Source organism: Mesorhizobium sp. WSM4840 (assembly GCF_055811755.1).
Window position 1 is genome coordinate 137,408 of the sequence record NZ_JBVVQD010000014.1, and the last position, 20,925, is coordinate 158,332.

Here is a 20,925-nt window from a genome sequence, read left to right on the forward strand (position 1 = left end):
CGCCATGTTCGAACCGGTCCTTCTCAGAAACATGGACGTGCCGGATGGCCATCTGCTTTCGAGCTATGAGGCGGGCGGCGGCTACCAGGCGCTGGCGAAGGCGCTGCGCGAGCACACGCCCGACGAGATCATCGACCTCGTCAAGCAATCGAACCTGCGCGGTCGCGGCGGCGCCGGATTCCCGACCGGGTTGAAATGGAGCTTCGTGCCGAAACGGGCCGACAAGCCGAAATACCTGTGCTGCAACGCCGATGAGGGCGAGCCCGGCACGTTCAAGGACCGGATCATCATGGAGCGTGATCCGCACCAGCTAATCGAGGGCATGGCGATCAGCGCCTACGCGATCGGGGCGGAAACCGCCTATGTCTACATCCGCGGGGAATACGTGCTGGCGATCCACCGGCTGGAGCAGGCGATCGCCGAGGCCCATGCGAAGGGTTATCTGGGAACACGGATTCTGGGCTTGGATTTCAATTTCGTCGTGCACATCCATTGCGGCGCCGGCGCATATATCTGCGGCGAGGAGACGGCGATGCTCGACTCGCTCGAAGGCAAGCGGGCGCAGCCCCGTCTGAAACCGCCATTTCCGGCGGTCGCGGGGCTCTACGCCAGCCCGACCGTGATCAACAATGTCGAGACTCTGGTCTGCGTGCCGCATATTGTGGCGCGGGGGCCGGACTGGTTTCGCGGCATCGGCCCTGACAAGAGCCCCGGTCCGAAGCTTTATTGCCTCAGCGGGCACGTGCGGAAACCGGGCCTTTACGAACTGCCGATGGGCATATCGCTGCGTGAACTGGTCGAGGACCGCGCGGGCGGGCCGCCGCCGGGGCGCAGGATCAAGGCGGTGATCCCCGGCGGGGTCTCGGCGCCGCTGATCCCGGAGCGCGGGCTGGATGTCGGGATGGACTTCGACTCGCTGGCTGCGGTCGGCTCGATGCTTGGCTCGGCCGGGGTGATCGTGATCGACGACTCGACCTGCATGGTCAAGGTCGCCACCCGGATCATCGAGTTCTTCCACCACGAGTCCTGCGGCAAGTGCACGCCGTGCCGCGAAGGGCTCAACTGGGTTGTGAAAGTGCTGCGTCGGGTCGAGGCGGGACAGGGCGTGCCGGACGATCTGGAACAGCTGGAGGCGCTCTGCAAGGGCATTTTCGGCAACACGTTCTGCGCTCTTGGCGACGGCGCGGCTATGGGGCTGCGGGCGGCACTGGCGCATTTCGAGCATGAATTCGTCGCCCATATCGAGGAGGGCAGGTGCTCGTTTCACTAAGGAGCGCGCAGGGAGAAGGCCGCAAGAAGTCATGGTTAGCGTCACGATCGATGAACAAACGCTGGAAGTGGAGGCAGGCTCTACGGTGCTGCAGGCCGCCGAGCGTTTGGGCATCGAAATCCCGACCTTCTGCTATCTGAAGCGGCTGCCGGCGCTGGCCTCCTGCCGCATGTGCCTGGTAGAGATCGAAGGGCAGCGGCGGCTGCAGCCTTCCTGCGCCGCCGCGGTCACCGACGGCATGGTAGTGCGGACTAACACGCCGCTGATCGACGAAACGCGCTCTTCCATGCTCGACATGCTGCTCGCCAACCACCCCCTCGACTGCCCGATCTGCGACAAGGGCGGCGAGTGCGAGCTTCAGGACATGGTGATGGCATACGGGCCCCGGGAAAGCCGGTTCCGCGATGCCAAACGTGTGTTCCACTCCGAGGACATCCGTCTCAGCCCGGTCATCATCATGAACGTCAACCGCTGCATCCAGTGCCAGCGCTGCGTCCGGATGTGTGAGGACGTGGTCGGCGCAGTCGCCTTGGGCACCGTTGAGAAAGGCATGGATACCGCCGTCACCGGCTTCGAGGGCAGTCTCGCGAGTTGCGACCAGTGCGGCAATTGCGTCGAGGTCTGCCCGGTTGGCGCACTGATGAGCTTCCCCTATCGCTACAAGGCGCGGCCCTGGGATCTGGTCGAGACCGACACGGTCTGCCCGCATTGCGGCACCGGTTGCCAGCTCACCGTCGGCGCGCGCAAGGGCGAGTTCATGCGGGTCCGCTCGAAGTGGGAGCATGGCGTCAACCGCGAAACGCTTTGCGTTCGGGGGCGCTTCGGCCTCGACTTCGTCGGGAGCCGGGACCGGATCAAGCGGCCGATGATCCGTCGTGACGGCGCACTGGTTCCGGTTTCCTGGGACGAAGCCGGGGACTACCTGCGCCGAGGCCTGTCGGCCGTTGAGAGCAAGGCTGCGGGCGGGCTGGCCTCGCCGCGCCTGCCCAACGAGGTGCTTTATCAGTTCCAGAAGCTGATGCGGATGGTATTCCGGACCAACAACATCGACTGCTCGTCGCGCTGGTCCACGCCCTTCGAGACGCTCGGCCCGTTGGTGGCGGGCTTCTACACCCGCGCGCCGCTGGAGGAGGTGATCGGCAACGACTGCGTGCTTGTCGTCGGTGGCAACGTGACCGACGAGAACCCGGTCACTGAATACCTGCTGCGAGACAGCGCCCGGCGGCGGCAGACCGGGTTGCTCATGCTCTCGGCGCGGCCATCCCGTCTGGACGCCGATGCCCGGGTGGTCGTTCGCGTTCGGCCGGGCGGTGAGGCAGCGAGCCTTGCCGCGGTAGTGGCCGGGCTGGTGGCGGCGGCTGGTCAGGCCTTGCCGCGTGACGTTTTTGCCGACAGGGGCGCGACAAGCGGTGGGCCGGAAGCGACCGCAGAGAGTAACGGGCCGGACCGTCTGGTCGCCGCGCTGCTGGAAGGCCGCAGCGTCACCGTTCTTGTCAGCGCCGACCTTCTGAGGCTTTCCGAAGCGCGCGCAACGCTGCAGCAGCTCACCAACCTGTTGCGGGTTCTCCGCGTGCTCGGCAAGGGCCCGGCGATGCAGTTCCTCTTCGACCGAGCCAATCAGCTGGGCGCCTGGGACATGGGGGTTCTGCCGGCGGCCCTGCCGGGGCTGCGCCCGGTCGGCGATCACACGGCGCGCACAGCTCTCATACGGGCCTGGGGCGCCGAAATTCCGCCTGAGCCGGGCGCGGATCTCGACGCAATGCTGGCGCTTTGTGACAAGGGGCGGGTAGGCGCGCTTTATATCGTCGGAAGCGACCCCCTGATGACCTATCCCGACCGGGGATTCGTCAAGCGGGCGCTTGATGCCACCGATCTCCTGATCGTGCAGGACACCTTCCTCACCGATACCGTGGGTCTGGCCGATGTCGTCCTGCCTGCGGCGGGTTATGGAGAGGAATCCGGCACCTTCACCAACAACGAGGGCCGGATCCAGGCGGTCCGCAAGTTCCGCGAACCCGCCTTCGAGGCGCGGGGCAATCTGGCGATCTTGGACTTCGTCGCAGCGCTCCGCAACCAGGCAATGCAACCGTCGATGCAAGGCGAAATCTTCCGCGAGATTGCCCGGCTGGTTCCGGCCTACCAAGGGCTGACGCAGGACGGGCTTGGCGCCGACGGAGCATTCACCACGGCGGACCCGACGCCGCCGGCTGGCGAGTTCTTCGCCCTTCCGCCTAACCCGAATGCGGCCGACCGGCTCATGTTGGTCACCGGCAACTGCCTGTTCCACAATGGATATCTCTCCGAACGCTCGGAGATCCTAAATACGGTGGCGGATGACCCATATGTTGAGATGAGCGCGTGGGACGCCGCGCAGCTTGGCCTTTCGGATCGCGATCAGGTGATCGTACGATCCACCCAGGGCGAACTGAGGGCGCAGCTCAAGGTCAACAGGCATTTTCCCGGGGGGCTCGTGTTCGTGCCGGAAAACTATAGAGACCTGCGTCTCAACAGCCTTATGCGGCGGGGCGAATACCCTTGTCCGGTGGAGGTTCAAAAGGCGCACGCTGCCTTCGCCACCGGAGTCGAGGCGCGCCCTGAAAGTCGCGGCCGAGGCATTGCCGAGCTTCCGGGCAGTTAACCCTAACCGGCTCCCCCGGGTTTGTATCCTCAGTGATAAGGGGTCCCGGCAATGTAATCGCTCAACGCTTGCTCGGTACGGAGCAATTCGTCGAGCCGGTGCTTGACCACGTCGCCGATGCTCACCACGCCGACAGAAGCGTCGCCGTCCATGACCAACACATGGCGCGTGCGTCGGTCGGTCATGAGCGACATCACAAAGGGCAGCAAATCCTGTGTCGAACAGGTCACCACACTGCGGTTCATGATGTCGGCGACCCGCATTGTGGGCGCCTCGATTCCGTATTCAGCCACCGCATAGCAGCAGTCCCGCTCCGACAGCGTGCCCAAGCATTCCCCGGGCGAACGGCTGACGACCACGAATCCGATGTTGTTGTCCCGAAACAGCCGCAGGACTTCTACGACCGTCTGATCTGGTGTGACCGAGATGAGCTCGGGAGATTTGGTCTTCAAGATTTGGTAGACAAGCATCTGAGCCTCCTGTGCTCCGGCTTGACGGCTACCGCGCGTTCACGTTCGGCGGATATTCCGCCACCAGTTGTATCCCTGCGGCTCACTCGTCTCGACCAGCACGTCCTGTTCGGTGTTCAGGCGCGCCGCGACCACACCGCCGCCGGTCGTCGCCTTGCCCGGTTTGCCGAGCAGATCGTCACGTCCGACCACCAGGTCACGCGAGGAAAAACTCGAGAATTCGTACTCTTGGCCAAGCGCGATCGCGTCGGCCGGGCAGGCGTCCTCGCACAGCCCGCAGAACAGGCAGCGGGCCATGTCGATCTCGAATTTTGCTGGATGCCGGTTGCCCTTCTCGTCCTCGTAGGGAATGACTTCGATACAGTCGCAGGGACAAATCCGCGCGCAGAGCTCGCAGGCCACGCACTTGATCTCGCCCTCTTCGTCGCGCGTCAGGAAGTGATGCCCACGGTAACGCGAATAGGGCAACCATTTTTCCTTGTCAGGATACTGCATGGTCACGGATCTGGAGAACATGTAGCCGAAGGTCAGCGCCAAGGCGCCCGCCAGATCGGCGAAGAACGCCCAGCCGATCCATGCTCCACTTCTGTCCAGTGCGCGCGACATAGCGCCTCGCTACGAGCCGCTGCTATCCCTAAAGGAAAGCAACACCAGTTATAATTATGTTCCCCAGTGACAGTGGAAGCAAGACTTTCCAACCGATCGCCATCAGTTGGTCGTATCGATAGCGCGGGAAGGTGAAGCGGAACCACATAAACACATAGAGGAAGAACGCGACCTTGAGCGCGAACCAGAGGAGCGGTGGCAACGGGATCAGCACGCCGTTCCAGCCGCCGAAGAACAGGATGACCGACAGGACCGACACCAGCAGCATGACGGCGTATTCGCTGACCATGAAGAACGCAAAGCGGATGCCGCTGTATTCGGTATGGAACCCGGCCCCCAGATCGCCTTCCGCCTCCGCTAAGTCAAAAGGTATGCGCTGCGCTTCGGCCAGCCCGGCGACGAAGAATACGAAAAACCCGACCGGTTGGTAGACGATGTTCCAGACATCGGCCTGCGCCCGTACGATCTCGAGCAGGCTCATGGATTGCGCCAGCATTACCACGCCGATGACCGCGAACCCCATCGGGATCTCGTAGCTGATCATCTGCGCGCAAGTCCTGAGGCTGCCCAGGACCGCGTATTTGCTGTTCGCGGCCCAGCCGCCGAAGATGACGCCATAGACCTCGATCCCGATCACCGCGAAGACGAAAAGGAGCGCCACGTTCATGTTGGAGACGTAGAGCGTGATCTCGGCGCCGAGGACCGAGACGCTTTCGCCGAAGGGGATCGCGACGAACACCACGAAGGGCGGGGCGAGCGCCAGGATCGGCGCCAGTTTGAACAGGAAGCGGTCGGCTTCGGCCGGGATGTGGTCCTCTTTGGTCAAGAGCTTGATGCCGTCCGCCACCGGCTGCAGCAGCCCGTGCCACCCCACGCGCATCGGCCCCATCCGCTGCTGGATGTGCCCGGCGATCTTGCGTTCGAGCCACGTCAGCGGCAGGGGCAGCAGCAGCAGGATCGCAATCAGCAACGCGACCTTGAATGCGATCAGGCCAAGGGCGAAGACAAGTTCCATAATCCGCAGCTACGTGTTCAACGGGTTGAGGCTTACGACACTGAGCACTTGCGCTTGTCCGGCTTCGCGGGAACGGCAGTCTGCCGGCGGCGACGCAACTTGTGCAATGGTATCACAGTCTTACCGTTGCTGGCCACGGTGTGTGTCGCTTGGGACCCAAACTGGCTCTGTCGCAAAGCTTTCTTTGCCCCTCTATCGCGTCGCGAGAAGTGGTTAGCTGATGGCGTGGGTCGCCACGCTCTCCGGCGAAGCCGAAATGATCCGCGCGCCACGGCTGGCAGGGGGATGAAGAAATTCGCTCCAAGAGCGATGGTTTCGGCGATGCGGTGTGCTGGCGCGCCGAGTGGAAGTGCTACCGCCCGCCGGTTTTGCCGGCGCACGGAGAATGTTGGATTGCAGTTCCCTCCCCTCCGCCATTTGCACCCTGCCCTAAGTTTTCCTTTTGAATTTGTAGGTGCACGAACCTTTCAGAAGTACGGGTTTTGAAGAAATGCTGTCGCTGCCGTTTCGGATGAAAGAGAGTCTCATCGCGTTATTCTCCAAACTTGGGAGCCTGTGAATCTTGGTTCACAGGTTTTGGGACATGCCCGTCGGGTCAGGCCCGGAAAAGCGGATGAGGTAAACTTGCGTTACCTCCGATCAAATTCAACCTCAGGTGGTTTGAATTTTGACGAACCGCCTACAGGAATGGAGGAGGACCGACCGGCGAACGCGGTCTTAAAGTCCAGGACCGGAGCACGAAAGCCACCCCGACGCGATGACCACGACGATTGAAGACATATACCGGCCACTGGCGTTAACCGGGCGGTTGCTTGTCCAGTGCTGGCCGCAGCTTTTGCTTGTCGGCTGCCTCGGCATGATCGCTCATGATCTGCTGCTTCAGGGCGCCGTGACGATTGGCCTCCAATTCCCACTGGGCGGGATGGCCATACTGTCGCTGGTGGTTCTCGCTAAGCTGACGGTATTGGTCATGATGTTCGTGGTGCTCCGGCCGCACATGCCGGCGGTCGCGGCACTGAGACAAAAAGCAAAAAAGCAAGCGGACGAAACAAAACGCGAGCCGATCCTGGCGATTACCGCCGCCGCGATCCTGCCGTTCTTCGCCTACTATGCCGCCTGGGGTTTCCTTGGCGATACGGTTCGCGAATATTCGCGCATGGCGCTGGCCCAGGCCGATCTCGGCAAAAGCGTCGATATCTTCGCCATTCTTCAGTCAAGCGGCGTGGTACTGTCGATCGCCATATGCTGGCTGGTGCGTTTTGCCGCCAAGCGACTGAATGCGCGCGCCTCGCACCCCTACTGGCGGCTGCTGATCGTAGGGACGGACGCAACTTGGGTCTTCATCGGTCTCTACGCGCTCGGCGTATGGAAAGACCAGCTCATCCGCTGGCTCGGCGCAGGCGCCGCGCTGCAACAGCTCAGCCTCGATTTGCTTGCGCCGGTAAGCCAGGCGGCTGCGGCCGGCCAGTTCGTTCCCGTGGAATTCCGGCCGCTTTCCTTCGGCGAGCAGCTTCAGAATCTTTTCTTTTTCGCGTTGCTGCCGATTGTCTGGCTGGTGATGGCGGCGATCATCAACGGCTATGAACTTTCCGCGCCGGCCGCTCCCGGTCCTGCGCCCTCGCGCGCGACCTCCTGGCAGAAGTGGCTCAAGGATTTCACGGCTCACTTCGTTGGCGGCTACCGCAGCCGCTACTCGCCGGTCTGGACTTGCCTCAAGCTGACGCTCAGTGCCGGCCTTGCCACGCTTGTCACCTTCGTCATCGCCTATCAGGCCATCTCCTGGGCCGGCGCCTGGATATGGTATGGCCTGACAAGGCTGATCGGAGCGCATGATCTCGGGACCTGGCAGATCTTCGCCGATACCATCAGCCTGTTCATCGGCAGCCCAAGCGAACTCGACGGAGGAATCCTGCTCGACGCGGTCCGGGTCGCGCTGCTTGCAGCCGTGCTCGAGACTACAGTCGCCATGGCTGGCGAGGCGCGTGGCGTCAGGTCTGCGGCTCGCTGACGCTGAGATAATTCGGCAGTGCCGAGTAGAGGGCAATCGATAGCGTGAGGCTGCTCGCCGCATGTGGGATCGAAAAGCTGGCAGCCATCCGTGCCGGTTTGCCGGGTTCCGTCGCCGCGAATGCCATGCCGCCACACAGGGACCGTTGCTCGGCCGCCGGATATTGCGTCCTGACCACCGGATCGGCAAATAGGGTTGGCCGCCATTCGCGACCGCTCCCATCGGAAAGCCGCACCTCGCATGGAACGGCGCCGAGCGCTTTCGGGTCAGCAGCGAGAGCTTCGAATTCGGCAAGGACGACGGCGCTTCCCTCGCTGCCTGCCAGCCTGGTGAGGCGCGTCACGGTCCAGCTTGCGCCGGCATAATCGATCGGTTGCCCCAACGTCCCAGATAGCGGCTGCCGCAAATGTTGGGAGCGCCAGTCCTTGATGCTTCCCCACGTCTGCGCGGCTAGCGCGGCAGGCAGTGCGACCACCAGCGCCATCATGCTCAGCCAGTAGACTCGCCGCGTTGACGTCACCTTTGCGGGAGAACTGTCCATGGCGGCCTCTCTTCGTTGCGGCGGATGGTGATCGCGGGCTCGATGTCCTTGCCGGAAACATCCGTGGTGATGCGGATCTCATCGTCGAGCGGCAGCAATTTTGTGCCTGCGACCACCACGGTCCCGCCGGCGACGGCATCCTCCGGCACTTCGAACATTAGAAGGACACGGCGTGGGAGGCCGGGCTGGTAGGCATCGCCTGGCATCATTTCGATCGTAGCCGGCACCCGGTCGGTCAGGACATAGCGGACGCCGCTGCTGCTCAGCCACTCGCCCGATGTGAGACCCAAGGTCTCGAATTTCGCCTCGGCCTCGCCTTCCACCACAACCCATACGCCGGAACTCGTGTAGGTCTTTGACTTCCCGAAGGTCTCGACATTGAGAACACGCGCTGCCCTGGCGCTGTCCAGCGAAAGTGCGAACGCGCTAGCCTCCACACGCTTGTTCATGCCACCTGAAGAGACGATCGGCGATGTAATGTCGCTGTACAGCGGACGCGTATGCTGCATGCCGTAGAGCACGGCGGCAGCGAACAGTATCGCAAGCGCCGAACGCACTATGCGCATCATGGCGCCTTCTCCACCGGCAGATCGACCGTCGCAACGGGATCACGGTCGTACCACCCGCTTGCGCCGTAAAGATTGTCGCGCAGCTTGTAGATCTGGCCGGTGACGGTGACCGTCACCTTGTCCGGCACGGGCACACCGGCCGGCCACTCCCAAGCCATCGTCAGGCGTTCCGGCATGTTGGGATTGAAGTATCCCGCCAGATACTTGTCGCGATCGAGATAAACCGTTGGCATCGGCAGCTTTTGCGCCGGCGCGCTGAGCGTGACGACGCGGTAGAGCACGTTGTTCGGTGTGGCGGAACGGTTCACCACATCCAGATCCACCATCACAAGCTGTACGGGTTGCGATGGGGGAACGCCTGTCGGCGGCACTGTTCCGACACGTGCCGTTCGCAAGGTCACAAACCAGCGACCGGAATCGATCTGCTGGCCCGCTTGCACAACCGGCACCTTTGGCGGATGGGCAGCTTCGTAGAGCGTCATCGAAAACGAGATTGCCGATGCGGCCAGCCCGCCCAGGCCTGCAATCAAAAAAGCATACAGCCTTTGCCGTACTGTCGTTCGTGTCTGTCCAGTCATGCGCGGTGCGGTATGCGATGGTCCTCAAGCCAGCCTTATACGATGCGAGCTACGCCATCGGACAATAATTGTTACATCGTTTAAACAGCAGCGCTGTCATCTTAAGGGGGTTCAGTGCAGGGACAACCAGCCGCGCAATCGGACCTTGGTGGCTCGCCGAGTCAGTGTTCAATATTCGCTGCTGGCGCTAGGAGCGGCATTAGTCCCGATGGCCCCGCCCAACCATTCGAAAGAGGCACCGGGCTCGGCTCGGCGCCCCCTCACCTTCTTCACTTATCCGACCACACCGCCAGCTCGTAGCCGTCCGGATCGGAAAAGTGGAAGCGGCGGCCGCCCGGGAAGGAATAGGCGGGCTTGACGATCTTCCCGCCGGCCTCCTCGACGCGGCGCTGGGTCTCGTCGAGCTTGTCGGCATAGAGGATCACCAGCGGCCCGCCTGCCGCCTTGCTCTGGCCACCGAGAGCGAAGCCGCCGGTCAGGCGGCCGTCGTTGAACTCGCAATAGCTCGGCCCATAGTCCTTGAAGGACCAGCCGAAGGCCTTGCCGTAGAAGCCGCGCGAACGCGCGATGTCGCCGACGGAAAACTCGACATAGTCGATGCGCTTGTCGTTGCTGGATTTGGCCATGATCTTCTCCTTTCGGGGTCTTTGGAAGGTCAGCGTTCGAGCATTGCCTTCAGGGTGTTGAGGTCGCGCTGCACCGCTTCGGCGTCGGCAGCAAATGTCTCCTCCGTCATGTCCGGCGTCCTCAAGAGCACGAACATGACCTCCGCGCCGGTCCCATTGGGAACCACGCGCACCGCATTGCGGGTTTCCTTGCCCTCGGCGAAGACGATGTGATCGAGGACACCGAGTTCGTTGGGCCGGGAGAAACGGATGCGGATGAGCCGGCCGTCGGGGTCCTCCGCAGTCCATTCTTCGCCCGATCTTTCGAAGCGCCTGCCGAGGCCTGCCGCCCAGCGCTGGAAATTCTCAGGGATGGAGGCGAAGTCATAGACTTCGCGCCAGTCCCGGTCGATAAACACGGTGATGATGCGGGATTTGTAGGTCGTCATATCTGCCTCCTTTCAACGAAGGCAGACTAGGCGGAGTTGGCGGTGGCGTATTGAACGAAACGGCCAGCTCAGGCGCCGAGCTGTCGCAGAACCGTCGCGGGCGAGAATCCCGACAGGCGCCGCACCTCGCGCGTGAGATGCGCCTGGTCGGAATAACCCGCCTCGAACGCAAGATCGGCTAGGCGCGGCTCGGCGGACTGCCGCGCCAGGTTCAGAAACCGCTGGAAGCGGAGAATGCGGTCGAGCGTCTTCGGGCCATAGCCGAAAGCCTCCTGGCAGCGGCGGCGAAGCGTTCGCGGGCTGACGTCGAGCCGGTCGAGGATCACCGCCATTCCCGGACCGGCGGATTCCGTTTTCAGCGCGTTGAAGGCAAATCCCATGTCCGGAGGCGGCGGCTCGACATCGGGCGCAAGCCTGGAGAGTGCCGCTTGCATCGCCCGCATCCGCTCCGCCGTGGAGGACGCATCGCCAATTCTCTGGGCGATTTCGCGCGCCAGCGCCCCCCAGAAGTGGCTGAGCGCCACCCGGCCGCCAACGATCTCCGACATCGGCAGGCCGAGCCACCGGCTTGCCGCACCCGGTCGGAAGCGGGTGCCGATCACGGTAGAGCCGGGTGTCAGCGCAGAGTGGGCAACCGCCACGTCGGGACCTGCTACGACCAGCTCGCCGTCGATCCAGGTGATGTCGACGCAGCCGTCGGGGACCACCGCCGACAAGCTCCCCGCGTCCGGGCGCAATGTATTGGACCAGACACACTGGAAATGCCCTTCGAGTGCGGCCGGAGGATCGAACTCGCGGTATTCTCCGATTGCCCCGGAAAGGACGGGTGTGTTGTCGTCAGACGTCACGAGCTCTCCTGTGAGGAACACTTTCGCAGGCATCGTACGCAGGCATCGTACTGTTCGGCCCCCGAAATCTATTGCGACGGCGGCCTGCTTCAACCCTATCCTCTGCTAGTGTATCTCAATCATCGCAGCTTTCACCGGCTGCCGGCGATTTCCACCCCGATCAGGCGGTTTGCCGGCCTTGTTCTCAAGCCGTCTCTTGACGCGCGGGAACCATACACGTTAGGGCGTCCGGGCACGAACGATTGGCGACCAAGCAAGGAAATTCCAACTGATGGAAATTTTTACCGCCGCCGGCCTCGCGGCCCTGTTCCAGGTCATCGCCATCGACCTTGTGCTTGCCGGCGACAATGCCATCGTCATCGGCCTTGCGGCGGCGGGCCTGCCGTCGGATCAGCGCAAGAAGGCGATTCTCGTCGGCATTGCGGCGGCCACCGTGCTTCGCATCTTCTTCGCTCTGATCACCCAGTGGCTCCTCACCATCGGCCCCATTCTCCTCATAGCCGGCGGCCTGCTGCTGCTTTGGGTGTGCTGGAAGATGTGGCGCGAGTTGCGTGTCAGCTACGAGCAGGAACATGACGCGACGGAATCGTTGTCAAATCTCGATTACGACAAGAATGGAACGATTGGCGGCAAGGGACCGCGCAAGACCTTCGCACAGGCAGCCTGGCAGATCGTCATTGCCGACGTTTCGATGTCTCTCGACAACGTCCTTGCAGTCGCCGGCGCGGCGATGGACCATCCGACGGTCCTGATCATCGGCTTGGCGCTGTCGATTGCGCTGATGGGCTTCGCCGCTTCGTTTGTCGCTCGCCTCCTGCATAAGTACCGCTGGATCGCCTATATCGGCCTGGTGATCATTTTCTACGTCGCCGTGAAGATGCTTTTGGATGGTGCTGTGCAGCAGTTCCCCGAACAGTTTGCGTTCCTGGCGCCCTGGTTCGGGCCGGGCGGTCATTGAAACCTTAGCAGTGCAGGTCCGCCCGAGGCGCCAAGCCGTTCCCGGTTTGCTTGATTGCGGAACTATGCTATTGCGCCGTGCAAATTGAGCATCGAGACTTCCGGGCCGGGCCTCAGGGTTTCCGGCCCGCGTCCATTGGAAACCGCACATGTCTGCCCCTCGCGTCAGTTTCGTCAGCCTTGGATGCCCCAAAGCCCTCGTGGATTCGGAGCGCATCATCACCCGCCTGCGCGCCGAGGGCTATGAGATCGCGCGCAAGCATGACGGCGCCGATCTGGTCGTCGTCAACACCTGCGGCTTTCTCGATTCGGCTCGCGATGAATCGCTCAATGCCATCGGCTCCGCCCTTTCGGAGAACGGCAGGGTCATCGTTACCGGCTGTCTCGGCGCCGAACCGGACGTCATCCGCGAAAAACATCCCAACGTTCTCGCCATCACCGGTCCGCAGGCTTACGAGAGTGTGATGGCTGCAGTGCATCAGGCCGCGCCCCCGAGCCACGATCCCTATGTCGATCTTTTGCCGCCGCAAGGCGTCAAGCTCACGCCGCGCCACTATGCCTATCTCAAGGTTTCGGAAGGCTGCAACAACCGCTGCACCTTCTGCATCATCCCGGCGCTGCGCGGCGATCTCGTCTCGCGGCCGGCGGCCGACGTGCTGCGTGAGGCCGAGAGACTGGCCAAGGCCGGAGTCAAGGAAATCCTGGTCATTTCGCAGGACACCAGCGCCTACGGCATCGACATCAAGTACCAGAGCAGCATGTTCGGCGATCGCGAAGTGCGGGCGAAATTCCTCGATCTGTCGGAGGAACTCGGCAAGCTCGGCGTCTGGGTACGCATGCACTACGTCTACCCCTACCCGCATGTCGCCGATGTCATCCCGCTGATGGCCGAAGGAAAGATCCTTCCCTATCTGGACATCCCGTTCCAGCACGCCTCGCCGCAGGTGCTGAAGAACATGCGCCGGCCCGCCCATGGCGAAAAGACGCTCGACCGCATTCGCGGCTGGCGCGAAATCTGTCCGGATCTCGCGATCCGCTCCACCTTCATCGTCGGCTTTCCCGGCGAGACGGACGACGATTTCGAGATGCTGCTCGACTGGCTGGACGAAGCCAAGATCGATCGCGCCGGCTGTTTCAAATACGAGCCGGTCAGGGGCGCCCGCTCCAATGATCTCGGCCTCGAACAGGTACCGCAGGGGATCAAGGAAGCGCGCTGGCACCGCTTCATGCAGCGCCAGCAGAAGATCTCGGCGACGCAGCTCGCCAGGAAGGTCGGCAAGCGCCTGCCAGTCCTGATCGACGAGGCCCATGGTACCTCGGCGAAGGGCCGAACCAAATACGACGCACCCGAAATCGACGGCTCGGTGCATATCCAGTCGCGGCGCCCGTTGCGCGCCGGCGACATCGTCACGGTCAAGATCGACCGCGCCGACGCCTACGATCTCTACGGCTCAGCGGTCTGACCGCAACTCGCTCTACGGCGCCGCGTGTCCTTTTGGACGCAAAAGGACGCCGCAGCACCTGATTTTTTTTTCATGACCCTTTCCGAAATCGATCCCGATTTCGGGCTCTTGCTAAACGAAAGGGCGCCGTGTGGCGCCCTTCTTTGTCAAGATTTTGGCCCCGCTTGCGCTTACTGCGGCAGCTTGTCGTCGACGCCCTTGACGTAGAAGTTCATGCCGAGCAGCGTGGCGTCGTCGGCGACTTCGCCGTCCTTTAGCCACGGCGTTCCGTCCTGCTTGGCAATCGGCCCGGTGAAAGGATTCCATCCGTCGATAATCTTCTTCTCGGTGGCTTCCGCCATCGCCTTCACGTCGTCGGGCATGTTGGTGTAAGGGGCCATCTTAACGGCGCCGTCCTTGATGCCCAGCCAGACATTGCCGGGCTTCCAGGTGCCGTCGAGTGCAGCCTTCACCCGGCCGATATAATACGGCCCCCAATCGTCGACGATCGAGGTCAACTGTGCCTTGGGAGCGAAGTTGATCATGTCCGAAGACTGGCCGAAGCCCTGCAGTCCGCGCTCTTCGGCGACTTGCAGGGGAGCGGTCGAGTCGGTGTGCTGGACGATGATGTCGGCGCCCTGGTCGAACAGAGCCTTGGCCGCATCGGCTTCCTTGCCCGGATCGAACCATGAATTGACCCAGACGATCTTCGCCTTGAAATCTGGCTTGATTGACTGGGCGCCGAGCATGAAGGAATTGATGCCCATCACCACTTCGGGAATCGGGAACGAAACGATGTAGCCGGCGACGCCCGACTTCGATTGCTTGGCGGCGATCTGGCCGAGGATGTAGCGGCCTTCGTAGAAACGTGCGTTGTAGATGCCGAGATTTTCGGCCGTCTTGTAGCCGGTCGCGTGTTCGAACATCACGTCGGGGAACTTCTTGGCGACCTTTACTTCGGGGTCCATGAAGCCGAAGGACGTGCCGAAAATGATTTTGCATCCTTCGCGCGCCAGGCGCTCGAAGGCACGATCGGCATCGGGACCCTCGGAGACGTTCTCCAGATATGCGGTCTCGACCTTGTCGCCGAGTGCCTTCTCGACGTCCAGGCGGCCCTGGTCATGCTGGTACGAATAACCGAAATCGCCGATCGGTCCGGTGTAGACCCAGCAGGCTTTCAGCTTTTCCTGAGCTTCAGCGGTCGCCGCCAGCGACAATGTCGCCGCCGTGGCTACCAGCGCAACAAGCAGTTTTTTCATCGTGTTACCTCTCTGAGTTAAACCTTGGAGCTTCCCGTCTGTTTTTTCATTGTCAACGATCCGGAACGAATGGCTGCCCCAAGGAAGCCGGTGTGTTCATCATCGTCAAACGCTTGTTGCGCGAGATTAGAACGAGAACCACGATGGTTGCCAGATAGGGTAACGAAGAAAGCAGTTGCGAGGGAACCGGAATGCCAAAAGCCTGTGCATGAAGCTGGCCGATCCATACCGCGCCGAAGATATAGGCGCCAGCCAGCACCCGCCATGGCCGCCATGATGCGAACACGACCAGCGCCAGCGCAATCCAGCCGCGTCCGGCGGTCATGTTCTCCACCCATTGCGGCGTATAGACCAACGACAGGTGGCCCCCGGCAAGCCCTGCACAGGCGCCGCCGAAGATCACTGCCAGATAGCGGTAGCGGATGACCTGGATGCCAAGCGCATGGGCCGATGTGTGGCTGTCGCCGATCGAACGCAGCGTGAGCCCGGTGCGGGTTTTGAACAGGAACCACATGACAGCAGCGGTCAACGCGATCGAGATGTAGAAGATCGGGTCCTGGCCGAACAACAACCTGCCGATGACGGGGATCGCTGTCAGGCCGGGAATGTCGAGGTTTGGCAGCCTCGCGCCGGGCTGGCCGACAAAGCTGGTGCCCATCATGCCGGAAAGCCCGAGGCCGAGCAATGTCAGCGACAGGCCGGTCGCCACCTGGTTGGTGGCCAGCGACAGCGTCATGACGGCGAACAGCAGCGAAAACACCGCACCCAAGGCGATCGCCGCCAACAACCCGATCCACGGCGATCCGGTGAGATAGCCGGCGCCGAAACCGCCGACCGCCCCCATGATCATCATGCCTTCGACACCGAGATTGAGCACGCCGGAACGTTCGACCACCAGCTCGCCGATCGCCGCGATCAGCAAAGGCGTCGCCGCGGTAGCGATGGTCAAAAGAATGTTGACGGTGATGTCCATCAGCGGGCCTCCTCCAGCTTCGGCGCGGATTCAAGCTTCGGCGCGGCAAAGCCGATCAGACGAATACGGTAGTGAATGAGGGTGTCGCAGCCGAGCACGAAGAACAGGAGCATGCCCTGGAACACGCGCGCCACCTTGTCGGAGATGCCGAGCGCGCTTTGCACAGCCTCGCCGCCGAGATAGGTCAGCGCCAGCACCAGGCCTGCCGCGACGATGCCTAGTGGATTGAGCCGGCCGAGGAACGCCACGATGATGGCGGCAAAGCCGTAGCCGGGTGAAATCACCGGCTGCAGCTGGCCGATGGCGCCGGAGACTTCCGAGATGCCGGCAAGTCCGGCCAGTGCACCCGACAGCGTGAAGGCGAAGAACACCATCCGGTTGATACCGAAGCCGGCGAAGCGCCCTGCCCTGGGGCTTGAGCCGAGCACGCGAACCTCGAAGCCTTTCAGCATGCGGCTCATCAGGATCCAGACCAGCACCGCCGCGACTAGCGCGAACACGAAACCCCAATTGGCACGGCCGGAGGCCGGCATCAGTTCCGGCAATATGGCCGAGTCGTTGAACTGTATCGTCTGCGGGAAATTAAAACCCTTCGGATCGCGCCACGGCCCGCGCACCAGCCAGTCGAGGAACAGCTGCGCGACATAGACCAGCATCAGGCTGGTCAGGATCTCGTTGGTGTTGAAGCGCGTCTTGAGCAAGGCGGGAATGGCGGCGTAGGCGGCACCGCCGACCATGCCGAACAGCAGCATAAGCGGCAGCACCAGCGGCCCTTCAAACTGCGGAAACAGCACCGGGATGCTCGATCCGACGATGCCGCCCAGGATGAATTGGCCTTCCGCGCCGATGTTCCAGATGTTGGCCCTGTAGCAAACCGACAGGCCGACCCCGATCAGGATGAGCGGTGCCGCCTTGATCGCCAGCTCATGCAGCTGCCAGACCTGACTGACCGGCTCGAGGAAATAAATTTGGAACGCCTTCAAAGGATTGACGCCAAGCAGTGCGAACAGGATGGCGCCGGCGATGATCGTCAACACGAATGCAATGAAGGGCGACAGCGCCGAGAACAGCATCGAGCGCTGCGGCCGTTTGACGAGTTCGAGGCGCATCATGACGTCTCCAGAGCGTGTTCGGCGTGGCCTGGCTCGGCCCCGCCCATCAGCAGTCCTATCTTTTCGAACGTGGCCTCAGCGATCGGCAATGGCTTCGACAATTCGCCATTGTGCATCACCGCGATCGCGTCGGATATCTCGAACAATTCGTCGAGGTCCTGACTGATGACCAGCACTGCCGAGCCGCTGCGCGCCAATTCGATCAGCGTCTGGCGAATGTGGGCGGCGGCACCGGCGTCGACGCCCCATGTCGGTTGATTGACGACCATGACGCTTGGCCTGCGGTCGAGTTCGCGGCCGACAATGAATTTCTGCAGATTGCCGCCTGAAAGCGCTGCCGCCTCCGGGTCCAGGGCGCTCTTGCGCACATCCATCGCCTTGATGATGCGCTGGGCAGCGGCATAGATCGCATCGCTTTTGACCATTCCGCCGGCGCCGACAAACACCTTGCCGTCGGTGGCATGGCGCGACAGCAGCAGGTTTTCCGAAAGCTTCATGCGGGGTGCTGCACCGTGGCCGAGCCGCTCTTCCGGCACGAAGGCAGCGCCCATCAGCCGCCTGCCGGTGATGCTGAGGCCGCCGGCATCCTTGCCACGGATGCGCACCGAGGCGGCATCCTGCTGCCGCACCTCGCCGGAAACGGATTCGAAGAACTCGCCCTGGCCGTTGCCGGCAACGCCTGCAATGCCGATCACTTCGCCGGCGCGTACCGTCAGGTTGATGTTCCTGAGCGGGATCGAGAACGGCGTTGCCGGCCTGCGGCTGAGTGCACGGATTTCAAGCAGCGGCTGCGCGGTCTCAATACCCTGAACCGGCGCGCGCACCACGGCCTGAACGTCGTTGCCGACCATCATGCGTGCCAGCGATGCCGCAGTTTCCTTGCGCGGGTTGCAATGGCCAACCACCTTGCCGTGGCGCAGCACGGTGGCGCGGTCGCAGATGCGCTTGACCTCTTCCAGCCGGTGCGAAATGTAGAGGATGGACTTTCCTTCCGAGCGCAGCCGTTCGAGCGTCTCGAACAGCTTGTCGGCTTCCTGCGGCGTCAGCACCGAAGTCGGCTCGTCGAGAATGATGAGCTGCGGCGTCTGCAGAAGACAACGGATGATCTCGATACGCTGGCGCTCACCGACCGACAGATCGCCGACCAGCGACTGCGGGTCGAGCGGCAGGCCGTAGCTGTAGGAAAGCGCCCTCGCCTTCGCGGCGATCGTGCTGATCGGCGAACCGTCGTCCAATGACAACGCGATGTTTTCGGCCGCCGTCAGTGCCTCGAACAACGAAAAATGCTGGAACACCATGCCGATGCCGAGCTTCTTCGCAAAGCCGGGATTGGTGATCGTGACCGCCTGACCGTTCCAGAAAATCTCGCCCGAATTGGGCTCCAGTGTTCCGAACAGCATTTTGACGAGCGTCGACTTGCCGGCGCCGTTCTCGCCGAGCAATGCGTGGATTTCGCCTTTTGCGACGTTGAGATCGATATGGTCGCACGCTGTCAGCGTGCTGAACGTCTTGGTAAGGCCACGAACCTCAAGCAGGTCTGCGCCGTCCTGATTTGCACTCACAGTGCCTCCCATCTGGTTTGCCAGATATGTTCTGTGTTCCCGCAGGCATGGTATGCGCGGCCTGCTGTCATCGCAAAGCGGCACCCGTCTTGAAAGAGCTTCAAGAATTTCAGCGGAAACCTAACGCATCGGCCCGAAAATCGAAATCGATTTTCGGAAAGCACGATGCGTAGATTCAAACTGTTAGAGCGTGCTTTTGTGCGTCCAAGTGGACGCACGTCGCTCTAAGCGATAGCAAGGCTCAAGGGATAAGAATGGTTGTCCCGGTCGTCCTGCGGCCTTCAAGGTCGGAATGCGCCTTGCCGGCATCCTTGAGCGCGTAGCGCTGGTTGATCTTGATCTTGACCGCGCCGCTGAGCACGATTTCGAACAGCGCGGCGGCGGACGCCTCCAGATCTTCGCGCTTGGCATTGTAGACGAACAGCGTCGGACGGGTTGCGAACAGCGAACCTTTCTGGGCCAGCAACGACAAGCTGAACGGCGGGATCGGTCCTGACGATTGACCGAAGCTGGCGAACATGCCGAGCGGCTTCAGGCAGTCCAGCGAGGCCGGAAAGGTGTCGTTGCCCACCGAATCATAGACGACGTCGCATTTCTTGCCGCCGGTGATGGCGAGGACGCCGGCGACGAAGTCCTGCTCGCGGTAGTTGATGACATGGTCGAAGCCATGCGCCTTGGCGAGCTCGATCTTGTCGGTGGAGCTGGCGGTGCCGATCACGGTTGCGCCAAGGTGCGTGGCCCATTGGCCGAGGATCAGTCCGACGCCCCCGGCCGCCGCGTGAAACAGGATCGTGTCGCCCGCCTTCACTTTGAAGGTACGGCGCAGCAGATACTCCGCCGTCATCCCTTTCAGCATCATGGCGGCCGCCTGCTCGTCGCTGATGCCGTCCGGCACCCTCACCACGCGGTCGGCGGCGATCACGCGCTGCTCGGCATAGGCACCAGTCGTGACGGCATAGGCGATGCGATCGCCCGGCTTCAGCCAGTCGATGTCCGCGCCCACTTCCTCCACCACCCCGGCCGCCTCGCTGCCGGGGATCAGCGGGAAACCGCCTGGCGGCGGATAAAGGCCGGAGCGATGATAGACGTCGATGAAATTGAGGCCGATCGCCGTATGCTTGACCAGAATTTGTCCCGAGTCGGGTTGGCCCGGATCGGTGTCCTCATAGGTCAGAACCTCCGGACCGCCATTGGCGTGGATGCGTATTGCTTTGGACATTGATGAGGCTCTCTTGGGACCAGACTCTATTGGGATCAGGTTTTTTTGGCGCCGAGCGTTGGAAAGAGCTGCATGATACCGCCGATGCATGCGAGGTAAAGTCCGGTGACCGTGATGCCGATCTTGGTGAAGACACTCACCTGCTCGCCCAAGACGCCGATCTGGTCGTAGAAGGCGGCAAGAGCTGCCTGCGCCAGCGCCAGCGCTCCGAAAGCGCACCATAGCAGCGTCATCCCAAGGTTGATCGGGCGCAGCCGCACCACCCGTACCGGATGGATGAAATTGATCGGCACGAAGGTCAGAATGCCGGCCACCACGACAACGGCGAAGGAAACCCATTGTCCCGGATCGATGACGAACAGCGTGAACACCACCATGTTCCAGACCACCGGAAACCCCTTGAAGAAATTTTCCTTGGTCTTCATGCCGGTGTCGGCATAGTAGATCGCGCTCGATACGACGATGATCGCCGCCGACAGGAACGACAGGCCCTCACCCATGAAGCCGCGCTGGTAAAGCGCGAAGGCCGGTATCAGCACGTAGGTGACGTAGTCGATGATGTTGTCGAGGAGTTCGCCCGACCATGTCGGCAGGATTTCCTTGACCTCGAGTTTCCTGGCGATCGGCCCGTCGATGCCGTCGACGAACAGCGCCAGTCCCAGCCACCAGAACATCGCCGTCCAGCGCTGCTCGCTCGCCGCCACCAGCGACAGGAATGCCAGGAACGAGCCCGACGCGGTCAGCAGATGGACCGAAAACGCGCGCGCCTGCGGCCAGGTGACTTTCTTCTTCGGCCTCGGAATC

General features: G+C 62.3%; 20 protein-coding genes. 5 read left to right on the forward strand and 15 right to left on the reverse strand.

The features are described from left to right. Positions 1-4 precede the first annotated feature (4 nt). Complete coding sequence (nuoF, locus tag AC0L3I_RS19885; protein WP_128245415.1) at positions 5-1,270, forward strand: NADH-quinone oxidoreductase subunit NuoF; 1,266 nt, start codon at positions 5-7, stop codon at positions 1,268-1,270. Positions 1,271-1,301: 31 nt separating this feature from the next. Continuing rightward, the gene (gene nuoG / locus AC0L3I_RS19890; RefSeq protein WP_473487335.1) at positions 1,302-3,908 is read left to right on the forward strand and encodes an NADH-quinone oxidoreductase subunit NuoG; all 2,607 of its coding nucleotides are present in this window, start codon (positions 1,302-1,304) and stop codon (positions 3,906-3,908) included. Positions 3,909-3,937: 29 nt separating this feature from the next. On the opposite strand, the gene AC0L3I_RS19895 is transcribed toward nuoG, so the two are convergent. The 3 genes from AC0L3I_RS19895 to nuoH are packed head-to-tail and all read right to left on the reverse strand — an operon-like array spanning position 3,938 to position 5,999. Further along, positions 3,938-4,378 (reverse strand): CBS domain-containing protein, encoded by a 441-nt coding sequence (locus tag AC0L3I_RS19895; protein ID WP_473487336.1) that lies wholly within the window; start codon positions 4,376-4,378, stop codon positions 3,938-3,940. 39 nt (positions 4,379-4,417) lie between these two features. Then, a complete protein-coding gene (locus AC0L3I_RS19900) occupies positions 4,418-4,984 on the reverse strand; it encodes an NADH-quinone oxidoreductase subunit I (protein WP_292396800.1) in 567 nt (188 codons plus the stop codon). Between the two features lie 28 nt (positions 4,985-5,012). Continuing rightward, positions 5,013-5,999, reverse strand: a complete 987-nt coding sequence (nuoH, locus tag AC0L3I_RS19905; protein ID WP_123151391.1) for an NADH-quinone oxidoreductase subunit NuoH — start codon at positions 5,997-5,999, stop codon at positions 5,013-5,015. Positions 6,000-6,756: 757 nt separating this feature from the next. On the opposite strand from nuoH, the gene AC0L3I_RS19910 reads away from it, so the two are divergent. Next, positions 6,757-8,007 carry a hypothetical protein gene (locus AC0L3I_RS19910; protein WP_473527968.1) on the forward strand — a complete coding sequence of 417 codons (1,251 nt, stop codon included), beginning with the start codon at positions 6,757-6,759 and terminating at the stop codon, positions 8,005-8,007. Here the strand turns inward: AC0L3I_RS19910 and AC0L3I_RS19915 are convergent. The 6 genes from AC0L3I_RS19915 to AC0L3I_RS19940 all read right to left on the reverse strand — a co-directional run bounded on the left by AC0L3I_RS19915 (position 7,988) and on the right by AC0L3I_RS19940 (position 11,597). After that, positions 7,988-8,548, reverse strand: coding sequence for a hypothetical protein (locus AC0L3I_RS19915; RefSeq protein ID WP_473527969.1), 561 nt, complete (start codon positions 8,546-8,548; stop codon positions 7,988-7,990). The genes AC0L3I_RS19910 and AC0L3I_RS19915 overlap by 20 nt on opposite strands. Beyond that, positions 8,524-9,117, reverse strand: a complete 594-nt coding sequence (locus AC0L3I_RS19920; protein WP_473527970.1) for a hypothetical protein — start codon at positions 9,115-9,117, stop codon at positions 8,524-8,526. The genes AC0L3I_RS19915 and AC0L3I_RS19920 overlap by 25 nt, the downstream gene beginning before the upstream one ends. Next, positions 9,114-9,647 carry a hypothetical protein gene (locus AC0L3I_RS19925; protein ID WP_473527971.1) on the reverse strand — a complete coding sequence of 178 codons (534 nt, stop codon included), beginning with the start codon at positions 9,645-9,647 and terminating at the stop codon, positions 9,114-9,116. The genes AC0L3I_RS19920 and AC0L3I_RS19925 overlap by 4 nt, the downstream gene beginning before the upstream one ends. A gap of 317 nt (positions 9,648-9,964) precedes the next feature. Then, entirely contained in the window at positions 9,965-10,321 is a 357-nt protein-coding gene (locus tag AC0L3I_RS19930) for a VOC family protein (protein ID WP_123151382.1), read from the reverse strand. Between the two features lie 29 nt (positions 10,322-10,350). Beyond that, complete coding sequence (locus AC0L3I_RS19935; RefSeq protein WP_473527972.1) at positions 10,351-10,749, reverse strand: SRPBCC family protein; 399 nt, start codon at positions 10,747-10,749, stop codon at positions 10,351-10,353. A gap of 68 nt (positions 10,750-10,817) precedes the next feature. After that, positions 10,818-11,597 carry a DUF6597 domain-containing transcriptional factor gene (locus AC0L3I_RS19940; protein WP_473527973.1) on the reverse strand — a complete coding sequence of 260 codons (780 nt, stop codon included), beginning with the start codon at positions 11,595-11,597 and terminating at the stop codon, positions 10,818-10,820. 271 nt (positions 11,598-11,868) lie between these two features. On the opposite strand from AC0L3I_RS19940, the gene AC0L3I_RS19945 reads away from it, so the two are divergent. Both AC0L3I_RS19945 and rimO read left to right on the forward strand, forming a co-directional pair. Next, positions 11,869-12,555, forward strand: coding sequence for a TerC family protein (locus AC0L3I_RS19945; protein ID WP_473527974.1), 687 nt, complete (start codon positions 11,869-11,871; stop codon positions 12,553-12,555). 148 nt (positions 12,556-12,703) lie between these two features. Continuing rightward, the gene (gene rimO, locus AC0L3I_RS19950; RefSeq protein ID WP_473487344.1) at positions 12,704-14,017 is read left to right on the forward strand and encodes a 30S ribosomal protein S12 methylthiotransferase RimO; all 1,314 of its coding nucleotides are present in this window, start codon (positions 12,704-12,706) and stop codon (positions 14,015-14,017) included. A 170-nt stretch (positions 14,018-14,187) separates the two neighbouring features. On the opposite strand, the gene AC0L3I_RS19955 is transcribed toward rimO, so the two are convergent. The 6 genes from AC0L3I_RS19955 to pcsA all read right to left on the reverse strand — a co-directional run bounded on the left by AC0L3I_RS19955 (position 14,188) and on the right by pcsA (position 20,924). Next, complete coding sequence (locus AC0L3I_RS19955; RefSeq protein ID WP_473527975.1) at positions 14,188-15,255, reverse strand: BMP family ABC transporter substrate-binding protein; 1,068 nt, start codon at positions 15,253-15,255, stop codon at positions 14,188-14,190. Positions 15,256-15,307: 52 nt separating this feature from the next. Beyond that, positions 15,308-16,228: an ABC transporter permease gene (locus AC0L3I_RS19960; RefSeq protein WP_029352466.1), complete on the reverse strand. Its 921-nt coding sequence runs from the start codon at positions 16,226-16,228 to the stop codon at positions 15,308-15,310. Further along, the gene (locus AC0L3I_RS19965) at positions 16,228-17,340 is read right to left on the reverse strand and encodes an ABC transporter permease (RefSeq protein ID WP_473527976.1); all 1,113 of its coding nucleotides are present in this window, start codon (positions 17,338-17,340) and stop codon (positions 16,228-16,230) included. The genes AC0L3I_RS19960 and AC0L3I_RS19965 overlap by 1 nt, the downstream gene beginning before the upstream one ends. Continuing rightward, positions 17,337-18,914, reverse strand: a complete 1,578-nt coding sequence (locus AC0L3I_RS19970; RefSeq protein ID WP_473527977.1) for an ABC transporter ATP-binding protein — start codon at positions 18,912-18,914, stop codon at positions 17,337-17,339. The genes AC0L3I_RS19965 and AC0L3I_RS19970 overlap by 4 nt, the downstream gene beginning before the upstream one ends. Before the next feature lie 229 nt (positions 18,915-19,143). Next, positions 19,144-20,121: a quinone oxidoreductase family protein gene (locus tag AC0L3I_RS19975; protein WP_473527978.1), complete on the reverse strand. Its 978-nt coding sequence runs from the start codon at positions 20,119-20,121 to the stop codon at positions 19,144-19,146. A gap of 35 nt (positions 20,122-20,156) precedes the next feature. Then, complete coding sequence (pcsA, locus tag AC0L3I_RS19980; RefSeq protein ID WP_246684285.1) at positions 20,157-20,924, reverse strand: phosphatidylcholine synthase; 768 nt, start codon at positions 20,922-20,924, stop codon at positions 20,157-20,159. Position 20,925: the final 1 nt, after the last annotated feature.